At 63.2% G+C, this 16,097-nt stretch carries 15 protein-coding genes and 1 pseudogene; 2 read left to right on the top strand and 14 right to left on the bottom strand.

Annotated elements, in window-relative coordinates:
* Nucleotides 1-261: hypothetical protein (locus IEX25_RS20080; protein WP_229665112.1), on the bottom strand; the 261-nt coding region annotated here is incomplete at its 3' end.
* Between the two features lie 1,095 nt (nucleotides 262-1,356).
* On the opposite strand from IEX25_RS20080, the pseudogene IEX25_RS08710 reads away from it, so the two are divergent.
* A pseudogene (locus IEX25_RS08710) lies at nucleotides 1,357-1,470 on the top strand (IS5/IS1182 family transposase); the annotation flags it as partial.
* A 451-nt stretch (nucleotides 1,471-1,921) separates the two neighbouring features.
* The gene (locus IEX25_RS08705; protein ID WP_229665111.1) at nucleotides 1,922-2,998 is read left to right on the top strand and encodes a siderophore-interacting protein; all 1,077 of its coding nucleotides are present in this window, start codon (nucleotides 1,922-1,924) and stop codon (nucleotides 2,996-2,998) included.
* 21 nt (nucleotides 2,999-3,019) lie between these two features.
* On the opposite strand, the gene IEX25_RS08700 is transcribed toward IEX25_RS08705, so the two are convergent.
* The 13 genes from IEX25_RS08700 to IEX25_RS08640 all read right to left on the bottom strand — a co-directional run bounded on the left by IEX25_RS08700 (nucleotide 3,020) and on the right by IEX25_RS08640 (nucleotide 16,095).
* Nucleotides 3,020-4,246, bottom strand: a complete 1,227-nt coding sequence (locus IEX25_RS08700; protein WP_188714694.1) for an MFS transporter — start codon at nucleotides 4,244-4,246, stop codon at nucleotides 3,020-3,022.
* A complete protein-coding gene (locus IEX25_RS08695) occupies nucleotides 4,246-6,321 on the bottom strand; it encodes a TonB-dependent siderophore receptor (protein WP_188714693.1) in 2,076 nt (691 codons plus the stop codon). Before IEX25_RS08695 ends, IEX25_RS08700 begins: the two co-directional genes overlap by 1 nt.
* Before the next feature lie 253 nt (nucleotides 6,322-6,574).
* Entirely contained in the window at nucleotides 6,575-7,081 is a 507-nt protein-coding gene (locus tag IEX25_RS08690; RefSeq protein ID WP_229665110.1) for an SRPBCC family protein, read from the bottom strand.
* 29 nt (nucleotides 7,082-7,110) lie between these two features.
* On the bottom strand, nucleotides 7,111-8,049 hold the full coding sequence (locus IEX25_RS08685) for a VWA domain-containing protein (protein ID WP_229665109.1): 939 nt from the start codon (nucleotides 8,047-8,049) through the stop codon (nucleotides 7,111-7,113).
* Entirely contained in the window at nucleotides 8,046-8,597 is a 552-nt protein-coding gene (locus tag IEX25_RS08680; protein WP_103171151.1) for a hypothetical protein, read from the bottom strand. The genes IEX25_RS08685 and IEX25_RS08680 overlap by 4 nt, the downstream gene beginning before the upstream one ends.
* Nucleotides 8,594-9,463, bottom strand: a complete 870-nt coding sequence (locus IEX25_RS08675) for a vWA domain-containing protein (protein WP_229665108.1) — start codon at nucleotides 9,461-9,463, stop codon at nucleotides 8,594-8,596. Before IEX25_RS08675 ends, IEX25_RS08680 begins: the two co-directional genes overlap by 4 nt.
* Nucleotides 9,464-9,603: 140 nt before the next feature.
* On the bottom strand, nucleotides 9,604-10,422 hold the full coding sequence (locus IEX25_RS08670; RefSeq protein ID WP_103171153.1) for a nonribosomal peptide synthetase MxaA: 819 nt from the start codon (nucleotides 10,420-10,422) through the stop codon (nucleotides 9,604-9,606).
* Nucleotides 10,419-11,282 (bottom strand): DUF58 domain-containing protein, encoded by an 864-nt coding sequence (locus IEX25_RS08665; protein ID WP_103171154.1) that lies wholly within the window; start codon nucleotides 11,280-11,282, stop codon nucleotides 10,419-10,421. Before IEX25_RS08665 ends, IEX25_RS08670 begins: the two co-directional genes overlap by 4 nt.
* Nucleotides 11,279-12,307: an AAA family ATPase gene (locus IEX25_RS08660; RefSeq protein WP_103171155.1), complete on the bottom strand. Its 1,029-nt coding sequence runs from the start codon at nucleotides 12,305-12,307 to the stop codon at nucleotides 11,279-11,281. Before IEX25_RS08660 ends, IEX25_RS08665 begins: the two co-directional genes overlap by 4 nt.
* 77 nt (nucleotides 12,308-12,384) lie before the next feature.
* Complete coding sequence (locus tag IEX25_RS08655) at nucleotides 12,385-12,696, bottom strand: methanol dehydrogenase [cytochrome c] subunit (protein ID WP_103171156.1); 312 nt, start codon at nucleotides 12,694-12,696, stop codon at nucleotides 12,385-12,387.
* A 59-nt stretch (nucleotides 12,697-12,755) separates the two neighbouring features.
* Nucleotides 12,756-13,286: a cytochrome c(L), periplasmic gene (gene moxG, locus IEX25_RS08650; RefSeq protein ID WP_188714692.1), complete on the bottom strand. Its 531-nt coding sequence runs from the start codon at nucleotides 13,284-13,286 to the stop codon at nucleotides 12,756-12,758.
* A gap of 15 nt (nucleotides 13,287-13,301) precedes the next feature.
* Complete coding sequence (gene moxJ, locus IEX25_RS08645; protein ID WP_103171316.1) at nucleotides 13,302-14,129, bottom strand: methanol oxidation system protein MoxJ; 828 nt, start codon at nucleotides 14,127-14,129, stop codon at nucleotides 13,302-13,304.
* 73 nt (nucleotides 14,130-14,202) lie between these two features.
* Nucleotides 14,203-16,095 carry a methanol/ethanol family PQQ-dependent dehydrogenase gene (locus tag IEX25_RS08640; protein ID WP_308421436.1) on the bottom strand — a complete coding sequence of 631 codons (1,893 nt, stop codon included), beginning with the start codon at nucleotides 16,093-16,095 and terminating at the stop codon, nucleotides 14,203-14,205.
* Nucleotides 16,096-16,097 lie beyond the last annotated feature (2 nt).

Raw genomic sequence — 16,097 nt, 5'->3', positions numbered from 1 at the left:
CCGCGTTCGCGAAGCTCGGCCGGATAGGCGGGGGTGAATCTCGGCTTTGACATAGGGCTCATCCTTTGAGTGTTTTACTCTCCGGTAAACCAGGGGCGGTTCACAGTTCTGCTCCAGCAGGCTTTCCGTGTAGAGCAACCGCCCGGGCCACTCGCCCACCATCAGGTGACCGGTGAAGTGACCCTTCGAGGCGGTGGCTGGACGGCGGTTGCCTAGGCTGGGCTCATGCAGGACGGCGAAGCCGTTTTCATCTTCAAGCATATCTGTCTCTCGACAATAGTTTCCCGTCCTCGCCCGGAAGTGGACGAGGAAAATGGCGTTGCCTTGCGCGGAGGGTGTCGAAGCTCGCCCCGCAACTGCGGGTTCGCTCGCCTCTGCACAGGGGGCTTCTGGTTTTCGAGAGGACAGTCCGAAGGCTTGCATTCCCGAGCGGGAAATGCTAAGCGGAAACCACATGACTGGCGGATTTCGGTCTGCCTCTAAAGACGCTCGATCTGTTGGCGCAGGTCGGGCGTCCTTGTTTTCAGGTCCTCATCATCGTGCCTCCCTGGGATGCTGTTCATTGGCAATGCATAGCACGTTTCAGGCCATCTTCACAGAAACTGTTCCAAATCAATCAGTTGAAGCGAAAATAAAGCACAGCGTCTATTTTTCAGGTGTCGTAACTCTGGCCCACACAATAGCGATGGTTCGCCAAGGCTGGCCAACCACAAATGCCTGTGCGGCCGCGTTTCGGCACCCGCCGTCAGACGAATGCGAAAGCAGCCGAGAAGATTATATTATCTGGGACTGAACTTCTTGCCGCACACGGATCGACAAAGCGATGCCGCCGGCAAAATGATGCTGACCGGCCATCTCTTTCGCGCTGATTCGGCGGCTCAGAGTTGGTTCACCACAAACACTGGCATCCGCTACAAGTGGGGCAGTGGTCAGATTGGTGGGCGAGGTCAGGTTCATGTATAGAGTATAGGAAGTTTGGTAAGCCGATGACAAGGCCGAAAATTCGCAGACAGATCCGGCTTTGATCGACGCTGCGGGCGAGTGGGTCTGTCACCTGCTTTCATGGAATACGGCTTAGGCTGCACGGGCGATCAGCGATGACCGTCACGTGCCAAAGCTTCCAACCCTGAAAACACGATCACAGACTTACTCCATGCCGGGATAAATTGGAGTAACTTACTCCACTGCCGGATAAGTTAGAGTAAGTGCACGGCGACCGGCTAATCTTTTGCGGCGCTCTTCGGAACGGTGCATTCGACGGTCGAGCAGAAGATCGTCAAACACCAGACGGCTATGCTCAGGACCCATCGATGTTGAGCCTCTGGCGTGATTCAGCCTCTGCAAGGAGACTGAACGATAAGCAACCTTTTCTGGCTTTCGGACGTGCAGATGGCGCGCCCGCAGCCTTTTTTCCCCAAGAGCCATGGCAAGCCTCGTGTTGATGATCGGCGCGTGCTCAGCGGCATAATCTTGTCTGACGAGCTTCCTTCCTCAGGCGCTGACTTGCTTCGACCTTGCGCGGGGATGGAGCTCAGTTCAATTGTCACCGTTGTAACAATCGATCACGCACTTACCTCTCGTCCGCAGAAGTTGGAGGTAACTTACCTCCTCTTGAGATAAGCTGGAGGTAACTTTGACGCTGGTTCTGTCCATCTGCTCAAAGAGCATTGAGCCGGCAAACGCGCCAACTGCTGAATGGTAAGAGGCCTATTGTGCTGACCATGCTCCGCTCTCGGTAAGCAAGAGTATCTTCTGATGCTCTTTTGTATGCCGGAAGGCAGCGGCCGATCATTTTGCCGTGGCGGGGATAAATATGTCTCCGTTGGTATGCATGCCGCTCTAGCCGCCCACCAATATCTTGGGTTACATGGATGCCAGCCACGCTTTGCGCAGCCAGAAACCTCCTGCATTAGAGACGCCGATGCTGCACGCGAACACCAGGCTTACCCATCCTCGTAGCGCCGCTGCCATGTTCCGCTTCGCGGCGGATCATCCGGAATATATCACGGGAACGGAGGCGGGTCCGTGGCGGATGCAGATCCCGCTGGGCAGCTTCGAGGCGCGGCGGGACGGTGAGACGCTTCTCGTTGAGGCAACAGGCGTCAACCCTATCGGCCTCAGCTACATGAAGCTGATCTTCGTGGATCATATCGGAGAGTATCTCGCAGAGGAGGTAGAGTTGCACTGGGAGGGCGACGGACAGTCCCATGGCGTTCCGCCGTTCTTCCGCGAGGTCCGCGTCACGGCATCGCGCCGCCTGACCCCCACCATGCAAAGGGTCACCTTCTCTGTTCCGGACCTGGAAGACCTGCCGCTGGATGAGCTTCACGTCCGTCTGCTCCTGCCTCCGGAGGATTGGCCAGCAAACCTGCCGCCTGTGTGGCCGATGCTGACGGCAAGTGGTGCGCTGAGCTTCCCCGCTGGATCCGATACCTTGCTGGTGCGCGTCTACACCATCCGCCATGTCGATCTGGCGCGGGGCGAGGTCGAGATCGACTTCGTGCTTCATCCGACTGCCGAGAGATCGGCCGGGGGTTGGGCTGCGACATGCCGTCCGGGCGATGTGGCGGGTCTGCTGGGACCGGGCGGCGGAGCCATCCCCCAGGCGCCACGGGTGCTTCTGCTGGGCGACGAAACGGCGCTGCCGGCCATCGCCCGCATGCTGGAGGCCGCATCGCCCGGGACCATCTGCGAGGCGATCATCGAGGTGAACGGCCCCGAGGACGAACAGGATCTGGCCGGACCGGTGGAGTGGCTGCATCGGCGTGGCGCTGCGCCTGGCACGAAGCGGCTGCTGGTCGAGGCGCTTGCCCGCCGGCAGCCCTCCGACGATCTTTACGTCTGGGCCGGATGCGAGTTCGATGCGTTCCGCGATATCCGCCGCCACGTCCGTTCGGTCTGGAAGATGCCGCGCGACCGGCACATGGTCGCAGCTTACTGGCGGCGCGGCGTGGCCGGCGAGATGGCGGAAGAACCGCACCACAGTTCGGCCGCCTGAACCCGGGCGGCCGCCTCTCCCTTACGCCGACATCGCTTGGGTATGGGTCTTCACCAGCCATTGCAGCATCAGGACTGCCAGAACGGGCAGGACGGCGGCAAGGCCGAAGAAGACGCCATAGCCCGCCTGCTGCGCAACGATCCCTGCGGCAAGGCCAAGACCCATGCTGAGGGCCCCATCGAGGCATTGGAACAGGGTGAAGTCGACACCGCCCTGGCCCGGATCCGACCACCGCATGAATTGGGCATAAAGCGCGGTAAACCCGATGGCCGACAGCGCCGATCCGGACAGGAGCCCGGCCGCGACCGGCAAGGCGGTCGGCAGGGCGATCCCGGCACCGCTCAGCGCCAGGCACAGCATGAGGATGGCCTGGGACACCAATGCGCCAATCATGGTTGTCCGCACCCCCCATCGCTGGACGGCTGCCCCGCCCAGCAGCGCCCCCACGAGGCCCAGGACCAGGCTGCCAAAGCCGTTGAGCAGGCCCACTGTCGCAAGGGGAATGCCCCTGTCGATCAGGAACGGTCCCAGCATTCCCAGGGACAGCTTCTGGGCGACGACGAAGATTGCCGTCAGCATCAGCCCCTGCCGGATGTCCCGTCGGGCCAGTGCCCGGCGCAGACTGGGACGCGCACCTCCGGCCGGAGAAGGCGCGGACTCCCGCGCCGTCAGGGCAAACCAGACAAGCAGAACAGCCACCAGACCTGCCATGCACCAGACCGCCCCTGTCCAGCCGATCCGGGCGACCATGACCAGCAGAAGCCCCGCACCGATCGCTGATCCGACATAGGCGCCACCAACCTGCGCGGCATTGCCCCAGCCGTGCTCGCTGCGGGCAAGGGCGCCGACCGCATGGCCGTCAACGACGACATCGGCGGTTGCCGTGGCGAAGGCCACCACCATCAGGCAGGCCAATGCCGGCAGCAGCGGCACCAAGCCGACGGCGCCGGTGGCCAGCAGACCCAGAACGGCGATCAGACCGAAGAGCAAGACCAGCAAGGCGCTGCGTGGTGGCCGGCCCGGCGGCAGCCGCCACCGTTCGATCGCTGGCGACCACAGCACCTTCAGCGCCCATGGCGCGATCAGCAGCGACAGAAGGCCGATCCGGTCCAGGGGCAGGCCCTGGTCGCGCAGCACGGCGGGCAGTCCGCCCCAGGTCAGACCGCCGATCACGCTCTGCGCGACATAGGCGGCCCAAAGGCCGGACAGGATCGCGGCCTGTCCAGACTTCCCTGCACCATGTGCCATCAGAAGCGGCGGCTCAGGCTCGCCGTCCAGGTGCGGCCTTCGTCACGATAGCAGTATCCGGCCGTGCAGGTCTGCTTTTGCTGATCGAACACGTTCTTGACGTTCAGCTGCATCTCGACCCCCGGCAGTTGCGCGGGCTGATAGCTGACGCCCAGGTCAACGAAGACGCGATCGTCGTTGGTGATGGCATTGGCATCATCGCCATAGCTTTCCCCGACATAGCGCAGCCCTGCCGCCAGCCCCAGACCCCTTGCCGGTCCCGACTGAACGTCATACTTGCCCCAGAGCGACAGCGTGTCGTTCGGCACCCCAGACAATTCCTTACCAACAGTGCCGGGCAGCCCTCGCTCGGTCTTGACGCGCTGATGCGCATAACTGGCGATCACACCCCATCCATTGTCCCAGTTGGCCTGCGCCTCCAGCTCAAAGCCGCGGCTGTTCAGATCAAGCTGGCGCTGACGGTTCTCGCCGGTCGACACATCAAGCACCGTGCCATCACGTTGATCGATGTCGAAGACGGCGGCCGACAGCAGCAGGTTTGTGCCTTCGGGCGCGTATTTGAGGCCGATCTCGCGCTGCGTGGATTGCGTCGGGCGAGCGGCCCTCTGCGTGCTGTCATCGGCCGGATCGTCATAAACAAAGCCGATATTGGGCGCGAACGAGGTCGAAACGCTGCCATACACCATAATGCCGTTGGTCCAGTCATAGCTCAGCGCCAGGCGGCCGGATCGGCCGGTGTCGTCCTGCGTGCTTTTTGAACCGTCGGGAGCCGTCGTGGTCGTCTCGACACTGTCCCAGCGGGCGCTGGCAAAGGCCTGCCAGTTGCCCCACTGCATCTGATCATGCAGGTAGACGCCCTTCTGGCGCTGCTCCTGCGCACCATTGGAAGACAAGGCGGCTGCAGCCGTCTCGGATGCCGAGATAAAACCATCATGGCGATACGATTTGTAATCGGCGCGGGTCATGTCGATGCCGGCCAGGATCTCGTGCGACACCGGACCGGTGTTCACGCTCCAGCGCAAACCGTTGTCGAGCACCAGCGTGTCGATGTTTTCCTTGTAGTGCCCCCAATAGCGGGCCAGATCGGCCCCGACGGGATAGTGCCCGCTGTATTCGAGGTCGATGTCAACGCTTGCCGCCCGGAAGCTCTGGCGCAGCGTTACGCTGTCGTTCAGGTCATGCTCGACCTCATAGCCGAGGCGCCACTGGTCCTGCTCGAAGTCGTTGTAGTCGGGATCGCCCTCGTAAAGATCTGTAAGCTTCCCGTAACCTGGCGTCCCAAACGGGGGACTGTAGAATGCGGCAGTTCCGCCCGTCAGCGAATTCGACACCTCTGCCAGCAGCGTTGCACGGGTCACGCCATTGTCCCAAGACAGGGCTGGGGCGAAGTAGGTCTTGTCATCCGCATAACCCGGAAGATCGCTGTTCGCCTTGCGGGCCAGACCCGTCAGGCGATAGCTGAACTCGCTGCCTTCGGAGACAGGACCGGAGATATCGCCCGCAATCTGGGCGCGGTCGTTGGCCCCGGTGGTCAGTTCGATCTCGCGGTAGCGCTCGTTCTTCGGGCGCTTGGTGATCAGGTTGACGATGCCGCCCGGTCCGCTGACGCCGTAAAGGGACGAGTTCGGCCCCTTCAGCACCGCGACTCCTTCCAGACCGTAAGGCTCGGATTTGAACCATGCCGTCGGCGCGTTGTATTGGCGCAGCCCATCACGGAAATAGCCGTTGTAGTAAGCCGGGAGGCCGCGGAGGAAGAAGGCGTCGAACCGGGTGTCAAAGCCGTAGTTGTTCGGGTTCGCCGCCGCCGTATAGCCCAGAGCTTCGTTCAGCGTGCGCGGCGCCTGATCCTCGATCTGGTCCTGCGTGATGATGGTGACAGCCTGCGGGATCTTGCCGACCGGCGTGTCCAGCTTGGTCGCCGTGCGACTGATGCCAGGGACATAGCCGTCCTGAACCAGCGTGGTGTCGCTTTCCGCCTCCAGCGTGATCTCGGACAAGACATAGGGGGCGTCTTGAGCCATAGCGGGAAGTGCCGCGACACCGGCAAGCAGGCAGGCGATCAACGGTCGATGCATGATGGCTCCTTAGGCAGTATGGCAGAAAATGCCCCACGGTGGGGGCACAAGAATGGTGACGCGCCTGCACATGATGAACGGGCAACCGGTCAAGCTACGGCTCCCGCTAAATAAACTTATTAAAACTGTCAAGTATGTAGATTCTAGAACTCGCTATAACGGCATGCTGGGACGTTACCTCCCTCATTTCAGACAGTATGTAGGGTGATTTCTTGGGGAAACGCCAAAAGCGATCGAGGATTGCTATATATCTTCAGCTCGGGCCACCTCCCTCAGCCGCGGACTTGAGTCCCGAAAGCCCGTCGCCGATAAGCGCCTCCATAGCCGTAACAGCAGCTTCATCACTGAAACGTTCTTCCGGTTCATTGGTGGTATCGGCGCGGAAGAAGCTGGCTGTCCAGGTTACCTCGGAGCCGTCAGCGGCGGGAGCAACAATGATGTTGTTGGTGTAATAGCTGGCTGGAAATACCTCGATGTCAGCCTCGCTCAATCGCCAGCGGATCTCCATCTTCTCGTCGTCGATGCGGTCGATGCCGTCGATTACTATGCCGCCTGAGGCAAATTCCACGCTGCGCTTGGAACCCTTGCCCTCGCCTTCCATCGTCACCGAGGCGACGGCCGGATGCCACTCTGCAATGCTGGCTGGATCGCGCAGGATTTGCCAGACGGCATCCGGATCGGCGGCGACGGTGATCTTCTGTTCAGCCTGCTGAGGCGTCGGACCATGCGCCCAGGCGGGAATGGCAAGGGCGGTCGCCAAGCCGGCGGCTGCGAGAGTCTTTCCAAATATCATGTGGTTTCCTTCCGGACCAAGGTGATGCGCCTGCTGCCGGTGGCCCAAAGTGTCAGCAACAGGACCAACGCTGCCGTCGCCAGGATAGGCGACAGGCTGCGGGTGACGGTAACGGTCTTGCCGGTCGCATGACTGGCAAGGACACGGTCGAGGGCTGCTGGTCCCTCTGAAAGGCGCAGGAAGCCCAAGCCACGGTCTGCAGCCAGGCTGGACAGGTAGTCCGCACGCAAGGCTGACAGATGCTCGCTCCCTTCCAGGTCGGCTTCCCCGTAAGGATTGTTGCGCGGGTGCCAGCCGGGGCGTTCGGAGGCATCGGGCGGGGGCTCACCGAAACGGGCTGGGGCGTGCTGCACGTCGCCTGCCTCATAGAACCCGGTTTCGAGGCCCAGATCGTCGAATTTCGGGATCGGGGCGGGTTGATCTCCGCCAACACCCAAGATCACTCCGCCTGGGCTATTTCCTGCAAACCTGGCGGGATCGGAGTATGGCAAGGGCGGGGCCTCTTGCCCGTCCGTGATGAAGATCAGGGGCACGCCAAAGCCCTCGGCACGGCGCAGTGCATGGTCCAGACCCTTCTGGATCATGCTGTCGCCTTCCCAGGCCATGCGCCAGTCGAGACTTTCAAGCGCCCCTTTGACTGAGGCGAAGTCCGCGCAGATCTCCACCGGTTCGAACAGGGTCAGGCTGCGGCGTTCGGTAAAGAAGGCCAGCCCGATGCGGCTGCCGCAGGGTCGCGTAGCGATCCAGTCCGTGAGCGCGCGACGGGCAAAATCAAGGCGGGACATGCCGGCCATGTCACGGGTGTTCATCGACCGGGTGATGTCCACGACCAGCAGCGCATCAGTCAGGGTTTGGGGACGCTGAAGGCCGGGGCCGGTCATGGCCACGGCTGCCAAGGCTGCTGCCGCGGCAGGAAGAATGATCCGCCTTTTCATGGTGCGCCCCTGGGAAGTCCTGGCAGATCGGTCCATAGCCGTCGCGGCTGCGCATCGGGGTCAGTTTCGCCGTCAGCCTCAGGTCGCGGCAGATCCCGGACAAGCCGCATGGCCAGATCCAGGTTCACCTTGCCGTCCCGGAAGTCGGGAACCGCGCGCAGGGCGTCGCGATAAGCCGCCTTGGCAAGAGAAACTTCGGTTTCGGCGTCTTCGAAACTTCCTTCCTCGATGTGGTCAAAAGCGGCACGCATCCGGGCGTTTCCCATCGCATAGCTTGCCTCTGCCAACAGATCGGGCCGCATGCTCGCCAGCAAAGGCAGAAGATCCTGGGCCTCCGGCAGGCGGTCGCGCCAAGCAAGAAACAGGATGCGTGCATGGATCGCGCGTGGATCCGCGTCTGGCCTTGGCTGTGCCTCGCGCCCGGCGGCCAGGTCCCGGATTGCGGTGGTGTCGCGGTGGTCGTGCCAGACAGCACGGCCGAACCAGATCGATGCCGCCAAGGAAATGGCAAGGCACAGCAGCAGCGCGACAAGAGCAAATCGTTTCATGGTTGGCGCACCAGGGGCGCGGGACGCGCCGGGGCGAAGGGACGTTCAAGCCAACGGGCGGCCGTCAGGGCAAGGGTGGCCAGCGTGGCGATCAGGAAGCACAGCCAGCCCAGTTCCCGTCGCGGAAGGCTGCGTTCGGTCAGGATCGGCTTGGTTTCCATCTTGCCGATCTCGGCGACTGCCTCGACAACGGCTTCCGGGCTTTCAGCCTCGAAGGCGCGATAGGTGATGCCCAGCCGCTGCAGCAGCAGATGCAGGTGGCGTTCCGGACGGGTCTGTGGGGTATCGGCTTCGCCCGGCTTGCCGGGATCGAAGATGCTTCTTGCGCCGGCGGTCCTAAGATACAGCCAGTAAAGGTTGACCTGCTGTTCCAGAGCAAGTTCGCGCACCAGATCCTGAACTTCGGGCGGGACGACCGCCGCACCGTCCGAGACAAGCACGACCGCGCGCGAGCCCAGGCCCGAAGCATCGCGCGTCATCTGCATCGCCAAGGCCAGCCCGCGCCCTACATCGGTCTGCGACAATCCCCGTTCGCCTTGTGCCGCAATGGCGGCAGCAATGGCAGTGCGACTGGTCGTCATCGGCAGCACCTGTAGTGGTGCGGTCGAGAAGGCAGCGATGCCGATGCGGTCATCAGGCCTTTCGGCGATGAAGTTCTGAAGGATGCGGCGGGCGGCCGCGGATTTGCTTTCCTCGGCCCCGTCGGGGGCACGGCCCGCGAAGGTATCATCCATGCTGGACGAGCGGTCGATCAGCAGCACCAGATTTGTGCCGTTGCCGCGATAGGGCGCGGTGCCGCCGCGAAGGAATGGTCCGGCCAATCCCAGGATCAGGGCCGCAAGCGCAATCACTCCCGCAGCCGTCATGCCGTGATCGACGGTGCGCGAAGCCCCCTCGGCCGGCCGCAAGTCCAACCTTGGCACGGCCGATGCCCGGAGCCATCGCGTCAGAAGCGGCAAACCGGCCAAGGGCAGAAGCCATAACGCAAGAGGCGCGGTGAAGCCGATCATGACCGTCCCCGCTCGATACGGGACAGGGCGCGTGCCAAGCTGACCACCTCTGCCGGATCAGGCGCTTTGCCCTTGCCGAAGAAGGTCGTGTCCGAGGCCGCAAAGAAGGCTTTCAGGCGGTTCGCCAAGGGGTGAAATTGCGGGTTTGATGCCAGAAAAAGCGGCAGGTCCGCGCGGATCAGGACGCGACCGAATGCTGCGTCCAGGGCACGATGCAGCAGCCGGCGATCGGGATTTCGGGCCATGGCGCGGGCCGCACGCGTGAATGGCCGGGCCGCGCGGGCGCGGAATGGTCCCAGCGCCTGGTGCCAAGCAAGAGCCAGCACCGACAGAGTCAGCGCTGCGAGCGACAGGCCCAACCCGATGCGCGCAGGTGTCGTGTCGATCAACCTGAAGCGGGGATCCGGCTGAAGCTGATCGCGTGTCGAGGGCGCCATGATCGGGCGGATCGGCGAGGTGACAAAGGCGAAGCCGGGCAGTTGGATGGCGGTTCTGTCTGTCAGGCGGATGGATTGCGGCGGAACATCGCGCTGGCTCGGCTCGAGTGCGGAGTAGAAATTCTGCCAGTGCAGGGTCAGGCGCAGCTCCGTGTCAGTCTCCTTGGCTTCGACGCTGCGCAGGTCCAGCCAGTAATCGACGGCGCGCGGCTTGGGCAGGCTGGCGGGATCGATGGTGACGCCGGGTGGCAGGCCGATACTGATGCGCTGCACCAATTCGTCGCCCAACCACCAGCCATAGGCATGGGGGTTTTCCGCCGTGACGACCGGCTGCGCCGAGGCAGGAAAGGGCAGCAGCGCCAGCAGCAGCCATTTCATAAGGACACCTCGTCCAATGCGGCTATGACCTGGTCGATGTCGATGCTGTCGCGGATCTCGATGGGTTGCAGGCCGTGGCTTGCAAAGATGGCGCGCAGGGCCGTCCTGTGGCGCCGCCCTGCCTCGGCCTGGCGGGCCGCCCATCTGCGCGTGGTCAGCAGTGTTCGGCGTCGGCCGGATTCCGGATCACGGACTTCGGCCAGACCGAAGGCGGACGGAGGTTCCTCCAGCCCGCTGTCGCGCAGCCAGAACGGCAGCACAGGCCGGGGATCAAGCGACGCCAGAAGCGCGTCAAGTTCCGTTTCGGAAAGGTTGAAGTCCGACACAAGCGCAACAAGGACCCGCCGCAGTGGCAGCGCCGAGGCAGCATCCACCAGACCGCCGATGCCGGAACCCGCAGGGGTCAGCTGGGCGATCATCTGGCGAACCTCTTCGCCCAGTCCCGCATGACGCGCTGACGGCGATGCTGCCAGCACCGTGGCGCCTCCGACGGCCTGCACCGCAGCCAGATCGCCGCCGCGCCGGGCCGCTTGTGCAAGCCCACCGGCCAGCAGCGCCGCCAGACCCTGTGGGTCGGATGACGCCCCGGCCGCAAGCGAGGCCGACCCGTCCACAAGGATATGGAGGGTGATGTCGGTGGGTCGTTCGAAGCGGCGGACAAAGAAACCGCCAAGAGGATCGGTCAGCGACCGTCGCATGTCCAGCCGTCTCGCGTCCGGATGGGCCAGAAGAGGCGCGATGTCTGCAAAAGCCTCTCCTGCACCCCGCGTCCTGCCGCGATGCACACCCTGGCGCAGACCCGCCTGTGCCTTCGACATGCGCCAGGCAAGGGCATCGAAAAGGTGCAGTTCCGCCGTCATTCCGCCGGCACCGGGATCGTGTCGAAGGCAGCGCGCATCAGCGCAGGCACCAGAACCTCGCGCCGCGCCTCATAGGCGGAACCAAGGAAGGTGCGATGAACCATGACCGGCCCAAAGACCTCGCGCACGTCCTGGGGCAGCACCGCATCGCGCCCCTCGGCCCAGGCGGCAGCCCGCGCCAGGCGCACCAGGGCCTGCATCCCGCGTGGACTAACGCCGCCCCGCACCAGCCGGACCATATCCGCGCCCTCGATTGCCAAGCCCGCCCTGATAGGATCGCGCAGCGCTTCGCACAGGTCGAAGACATAGCGTTGCAGCACCGGGCTGGCATGGACACTGTCTTGGATCTGCACGGCCAGAGCGTTCAGGCCGTGATAAGGCAGCAGTCCCGGCGTAATGGTGTCGATCAGCGCGTCCGTGTCATGAAAGCGCGTGTCGAAGGCCAGGGCGATCCTGTCGTCACGCTCGGCGGGAACCGTCACCGCGATCTCCATGGCAAAGCGATCGCGGGCGGCTGCTGGCAATTCGAAGGTCTCGTCCCGCTCGATCTGATTGCGGTCGGCGAAGACCTGCAGATGCGGGAACCGGTATTCGCGGCGGAAGGCGGTCAGGCTGCGCTCGGCCATCATGCGCAGCAGCATGGCATGGACCTGCGGGCGCGCCCGGTTGATCTCGTTGAAGAAGAAGATCGACAGATCCTCGCCCTTCGACAACGCCGGGCCGGGCTCGATGCGGGGCTTTCCATCGGCGTCCAGATGCGCGTCATAGATCAGGTCGGTGGGCAGCAGGTCCACCGTCCCCTCGACCCGCGCATAGGGGCCGCCGATGGCGCGGGCGACAGCGCGCAAAAGCGTGGTCTTGCCTGTGCCGACATCGCCTGCCAACAGGACATGGCCGCGCGCCAAAACAGACAACAGGATCAGGCGAATGGCGCGGGACTGGCCCAGGATGGCGCCGTTCAGTTGCGCTTCGGCATCGCGCAGGCGGGACAGCCAGTCAGCCGAGGCTTTGGGGTCTTGCAGCATGAATCACCGTGGATAGGCGGATGTGCCGCGCCGGGACGTGACATTTGGGAAAAGCGTCCGGGCGCGGCACGCCCCGGTCACTGGGCGGGCGGCGTGCCACCCTCCTCATAGCCGGGGATCTTCGTGACGTCGTATTCGAAGCTGCCGGTCTGGGCCATGTGCCAGACCCGCCAGGCGTTGCGGTTGTCCATCACCGCAAGGGATTCACCCTGCTTGGACAGTTCCGCCGGGTCGTGCTGCGGGTCATATTCGGACCCTTCCACCCGTTCGGGATAATCAGGCTTGGGTTCCCAGCAGTTGCCGGGTGCCCGGCAGTTTGTGCCGTCATAGGCCAGGGCCGGGGCGGCCAGGGACATCGCGGCAACGATGCCAAGTGCGATCAGTTTCATCCGTTCTCCTCCTCTCTGGAAAGGACCGGGGCGCTTTGTTGCCCCGGCCGGTATTGGCTTCACGACTGCTCGTCCTCCTCACCGCTCTTCGACTTGAACGGGGTGAAGCTTTCGCGCTGCTCAGGCGTCAGCCAGGACGCCGTTTCAGCCTCGCCCGTGTAAAGGTGGCGGACCCAGGCCATGGCCAGCAGCATCTCGTCCAGGGTCAGGCTTCCCCACATCGGACCCATTTGCCCCGAGGCACCGCCATAAAGGGTCGAGAACAGCCCCACATCCGTTTCATTCTGGGGATAGGTCCAATAGGAATCGTTGATCCCTGGCCCGATCTTGCCTTCGCCGTAATGGCCATGACAGCCCGAGCACATGGTGTTGTAGGTTTCCTCGGCCCGCGCCATCACCTCGGGGTTCTCGTTATAGATGTTGACCCCTGTGGCCATGAACTCCTTGACCGCCTCGGTATCCCGGCCTTCCTCCATTGCGTCGTCAAAATTCAGCGGTGAGCCGTCCACCGTGTTGTAGAACTGGGGCTGGGCCAGGGCGGCCGCCGCCCCCAACCCAAACACGATGACCGCCAGCGAAAGATGCCTCATGTCGTGTCCTTGTCTTCAGGAATTGAGCGGAAGGGTCGGGATGCCTTCCTCGTCCAGGATCGCCTGGATCCGGTCCCTGCCCGTTTCGAGCGCCTGGTCGATGCGCTCCAGCAGCTCGGGCTTCGTTTTTGCGACGCCTACCGATTGGCTGTATTGCAGGGGAATGATCAGGCCGTCCTGGCGCTCGATCTCGTTGCTGATCAGCGTCAACTTCAGCGGCTCGCGCGAGTCGCGGACATAGCGGGCGACATCCGGGGCGAAGGCGATGCCCAAGTCGGCATTGCCTGCCGCCACCTCGGACACGACGCGATCGGCGGGCACTTGGGTGTATTTGTTGCGCCGGTCCTCGAAGTCGGTCAGCGAGGCCTGGTAGATCAGATTGTATTCATAGCGGCCGGTATATTTCAGGATCGTCTCGGCCGGGCTGTGATAACGATAGGAAAAGGTGTCGAAGCCTTCTCGGTCGACGTCCTGCCACTTGTCGCCATCGAAGTTGCGGTCCTGGCGGCTGATGAAGGCATAGGCCGAACGGTAATAGGGCTTGCTGGTCAGTAGCCGCTTGTCATCCTGATCGACGCCGACCAGCACGTCGCACAGATCGTCCTCGATCCCGTCACGGACCAGGTAGATCGCGTCCTTTTCGATCATCACCAGGTCCAAGGTCATCCCGGCCTCATCGGCCAGAACCTCGGCGATCCTGTTCTCGAACCCGGTGCCGTCCTTGGTCGAATAGGGCGCGTCCATGGTCGAGGCGCAGACCCGCAGGGTGTCGACGGCTTGGGCATTGGCTGCACCAAGGCTGCACAGCAGGACAGCCGTTCCGCAGCCGAAGCGCGAAATCATGGCATTCATCGTGAAGTCTCCCAAATGTCGGTCTATGGTGCGGCGGGCCGGTTGCAGCCCGCCGTGGCAGGGATCAGGCGTCGTCGCCTGGGATCCATTCGCCGGTGTTCACGTCGTCGGTGTAGACGCTGTCGCCATTCAGCGAGAAGACCATCACTCCGCCGCCCATCTGGGTGAACTCCTTGAGCCTGCGGAAGGCCCCCACCGAACCCAGGCCGGCGGTCGGGTCGTTCAGGTCGAAGACCAGGCCCACGCCGGGCCAGCCGCCGACGCCATAGTAGATCGCGACATACTGGCGCCCGTCATGCTGATAGGTCATCGGATGGCCGACCACGCCCGACGGCAGCTTGTGCTTCCACAGCAGGTCACCCGTGTCGCTGTCGCGGGCCTTGAGGTAACCGTCCAGCGTGCCATAGAAGGTCAGTCCGCCGGCAGTCGCCATGGTGCCGCCCCAGACCGCGAAGCGCTCCATCTTCTCCCAGGCCATTTCGCCTGTGATGGCGTTGTAGGCCTTGATCTGGCCCAGGCCGAGGCCGTTCTGGCGATCGCCCTTCGGTCCCGGATACATGTCCAGCGTGGCGCCTACGAAGAACTGGCCCGCGCGATAGGGCAGCATGAACGGTTCCCAGTCCATGCAGATGTGGTTGATGCCCAGCATGAACAGTTTGCGTTCCGGGTCATAGCTGTCGTGGCCCTGGTTGTGATAGCCCATGGCCGAGGGGCAGATGTCGCGCGCCTTGTGGTCCATGCGCGTCCCAAACTCCGGATCGCGAACCGGCAGACCAGTATCCAGCTGCACTTCCTTCACCCAGTTGACCGTGTCGTCCATCTTGTCGGCCGAAATCAGGTCGCCGTTGGTGCGGTCCAGCGTATAGACGATGCCGTTGCGATCCGGGTGGGTCAGCAACTTGCGCATGTTGCCGTCCTTGTCTTCCTGTTCGGACAGCATCATCACGTTGACGCCCGCATAATCCCATTCGTCATGCGGCGTCTTCTGATAGGCGAACTTGGCCTCGCCCGTGGTGGCCTCGCGGCCCCAGATGGCCATGGTCCATTTGTTGTCCCCCGGACGCATCGTCTCGTTCCAGGGCGCCGGGTTGCCGGACCCGTAATAGAACAGGTCCACCTCGGGGTCATAGGCATACCAGCCCCAGTTGGTGCCGCCGCCGATCTTCCAGGCGTCGCCTTCCCAAGTATCGGTGCCCAGGTTGAACTGGCCGTAATGCGGGTTTGGCTCGTTGAAGTCCGAGGCCAGCTTCAGTTCCTCGTCCGGGCCGGTGGCAAAGGCGCGCCAGCGCTGTTCGCCGGTCTTCACGTCATAGGCGGTCACATAACCGCGCACGCCCAGTTCCGCGCCCGACGATCCCACCAGCACCATGTCCTTGATGACATAGGGCGCGATGGTCAGGGTGGAGCCGACCTTGATGTCGGAGTTTTCCATGATCCAGACGTCCTCGCCCGTCTCGGCATCCATGGCGACGATATGCCCGTCAAGCTGGGTGCGGAAGACAAGCGGCCCGCGCGTGTCGTCGCCCGGCCAATAGGCCAGACCGCGGTTCACCACGTCGCAGCAGGCGACCGTGCGGGCGGTCGGGTTCTGGCGCGGCTTGTTCTGCCACAGGATCGTTCCCGGATCGTTCAGATCCAGGGCGAAGGTGGTGTTCGGGAACGGCGAATGGACGAACATCTTGTCACCCACGACAAGCGGCGTGCCCTCGTGCCCGTGCAGCACCCCGGTCGAGAACGACCAGGCCGGGCGCAAGTCCTTGACGTTTTCCTTGTTGATCTCGGTCATCTCCGAATAGTTCTGCGCGTTGTAGTCGCGCCCGGTCATGACCCAGTTCGCCGGATCCTTGGCAAGCTCGACCAACTGGTCATTGGCTGCGGCTGGCGCCCCGAACGCCAAAACCGCAGCCACCGCCATTGGCGAGACATGGGTCATCGTCTTGCGAATTGTGCTTCTCATCT

Source organism: Paracoccus acridae (assembly GCF_014642735.1).
Lineage (GTDB): Bacteria > Pseudomonadota > Alphaproteobacteria > Rhodobacterales > Rhodobacteraceae > Paracoccus > Paracoccus acridae.
The sequence above is the reverse complement of the archived record's forward strand: the minus strand, read 5'-3'. Positions and strand labels throughout refer to the sequence as shown.

What these genes read in the sequence shown, in the direction of transcription:
- moxG (WP_188714692.1), bottom strand. Translation starts at nt 13,286, where the DNA reads ATGAGGCATCTTTCGCTGGCGGTCATCGTGTTTGGGTTGGGGGCGGCG.
- IEX25_RS08695 (WP_188714693.1), bottom strand. Translation starts at nt 6,321, where the DNA reads ATGCATCGACCGTTGATCGCCTGCCTGCTTGCCGGTGTCGCGGCACTT.
- IEX25_RS08660 (WP_103171155.1), bottom strand. Translation starts at nt 12,307, where the DNA reads ATGCTGCAAGACCCCAAAGCCTCGGCTGACTGGCTGTCCCGCCTGCGC.
- IEX25_RS08665 (WP_103171154.1), bottom strand. Translation starts at nt 11,282, where the DNA reads ATGACGGCGGAACTGCACCTTTTCGATGCCCTTGCCTGGCGCATGTCG.
- IEX25_RS08655 (WP_103171156.1), bottom strand. Translation starts at nt 12,696, where the DNA reads ATGAAACTGATCGCACTTGGCATCGTTGCCGCGATGTCCCTGGCCGCC.
- IEX25_RS08685 (WP_229665109.1), bottom strand. Translation starts at nt 8,049, where the DNA reads ATGAAAAGGCGGATCATTCTTCCTGCCGCGGCAGCAGCCTTGGCAGCC.
- IEX25_RS08670 (WP_103171153.1), bottom strand. Translation starts at nt 10,422, where the DNA reads ATGAAATGGCTGCTGCTGGCGCTGCTGCCCTTTCCTGCCTCGGCGCAG.
- IEX25_RS08640 (WP_308421436.1), bottom strand. Translation starts at nt 16,095, where the DNA reads ATGAGAAGCACAATTCGCAAGACGATGACCCATGTCTCGCCAATGGCG.
- IEX25_RS08700 (WP_188714694.1), bottom strand. Translation starts at nt 4,246, where the DNA reads ATGGCACATGGTGCAGGGAAGTCTGGACAGGCCGCGATCCTGTCCGGC.
- moxJ (WP_103171316.1), bottom strand. Translation starts at nt 14,129, where the DNA reads ATGATTTCGCGCTTCGGCTGCGGAACGGCTGTCCTGCTGTGCAGCCTT.
- IEX25_RS08680 (WP_103171151.1), bottom strand. Translation starts at nt 8,597, where the DNA reads ATGAAACGATTTGCTCTTGTCGCGCTGCTGCTGTGCCTTGCCATTTCC.
- IEX25_RS08675 (WP_229665108.1), bottom strand. Translation starts at nt 9,463, where the DNA reads ATGACGGCTGCGGGAGTGATTGCGCTTGCGGCCCTGATCCTGGGATTG.
- IEX25_RS08705 (WP_229665111.1), top strand. Translation starts at nt 1,922, where the DNA reads ATGCTGCACGCGAACACCAGGCTTACCCATCCTCGTAGCGCCGCTGCC.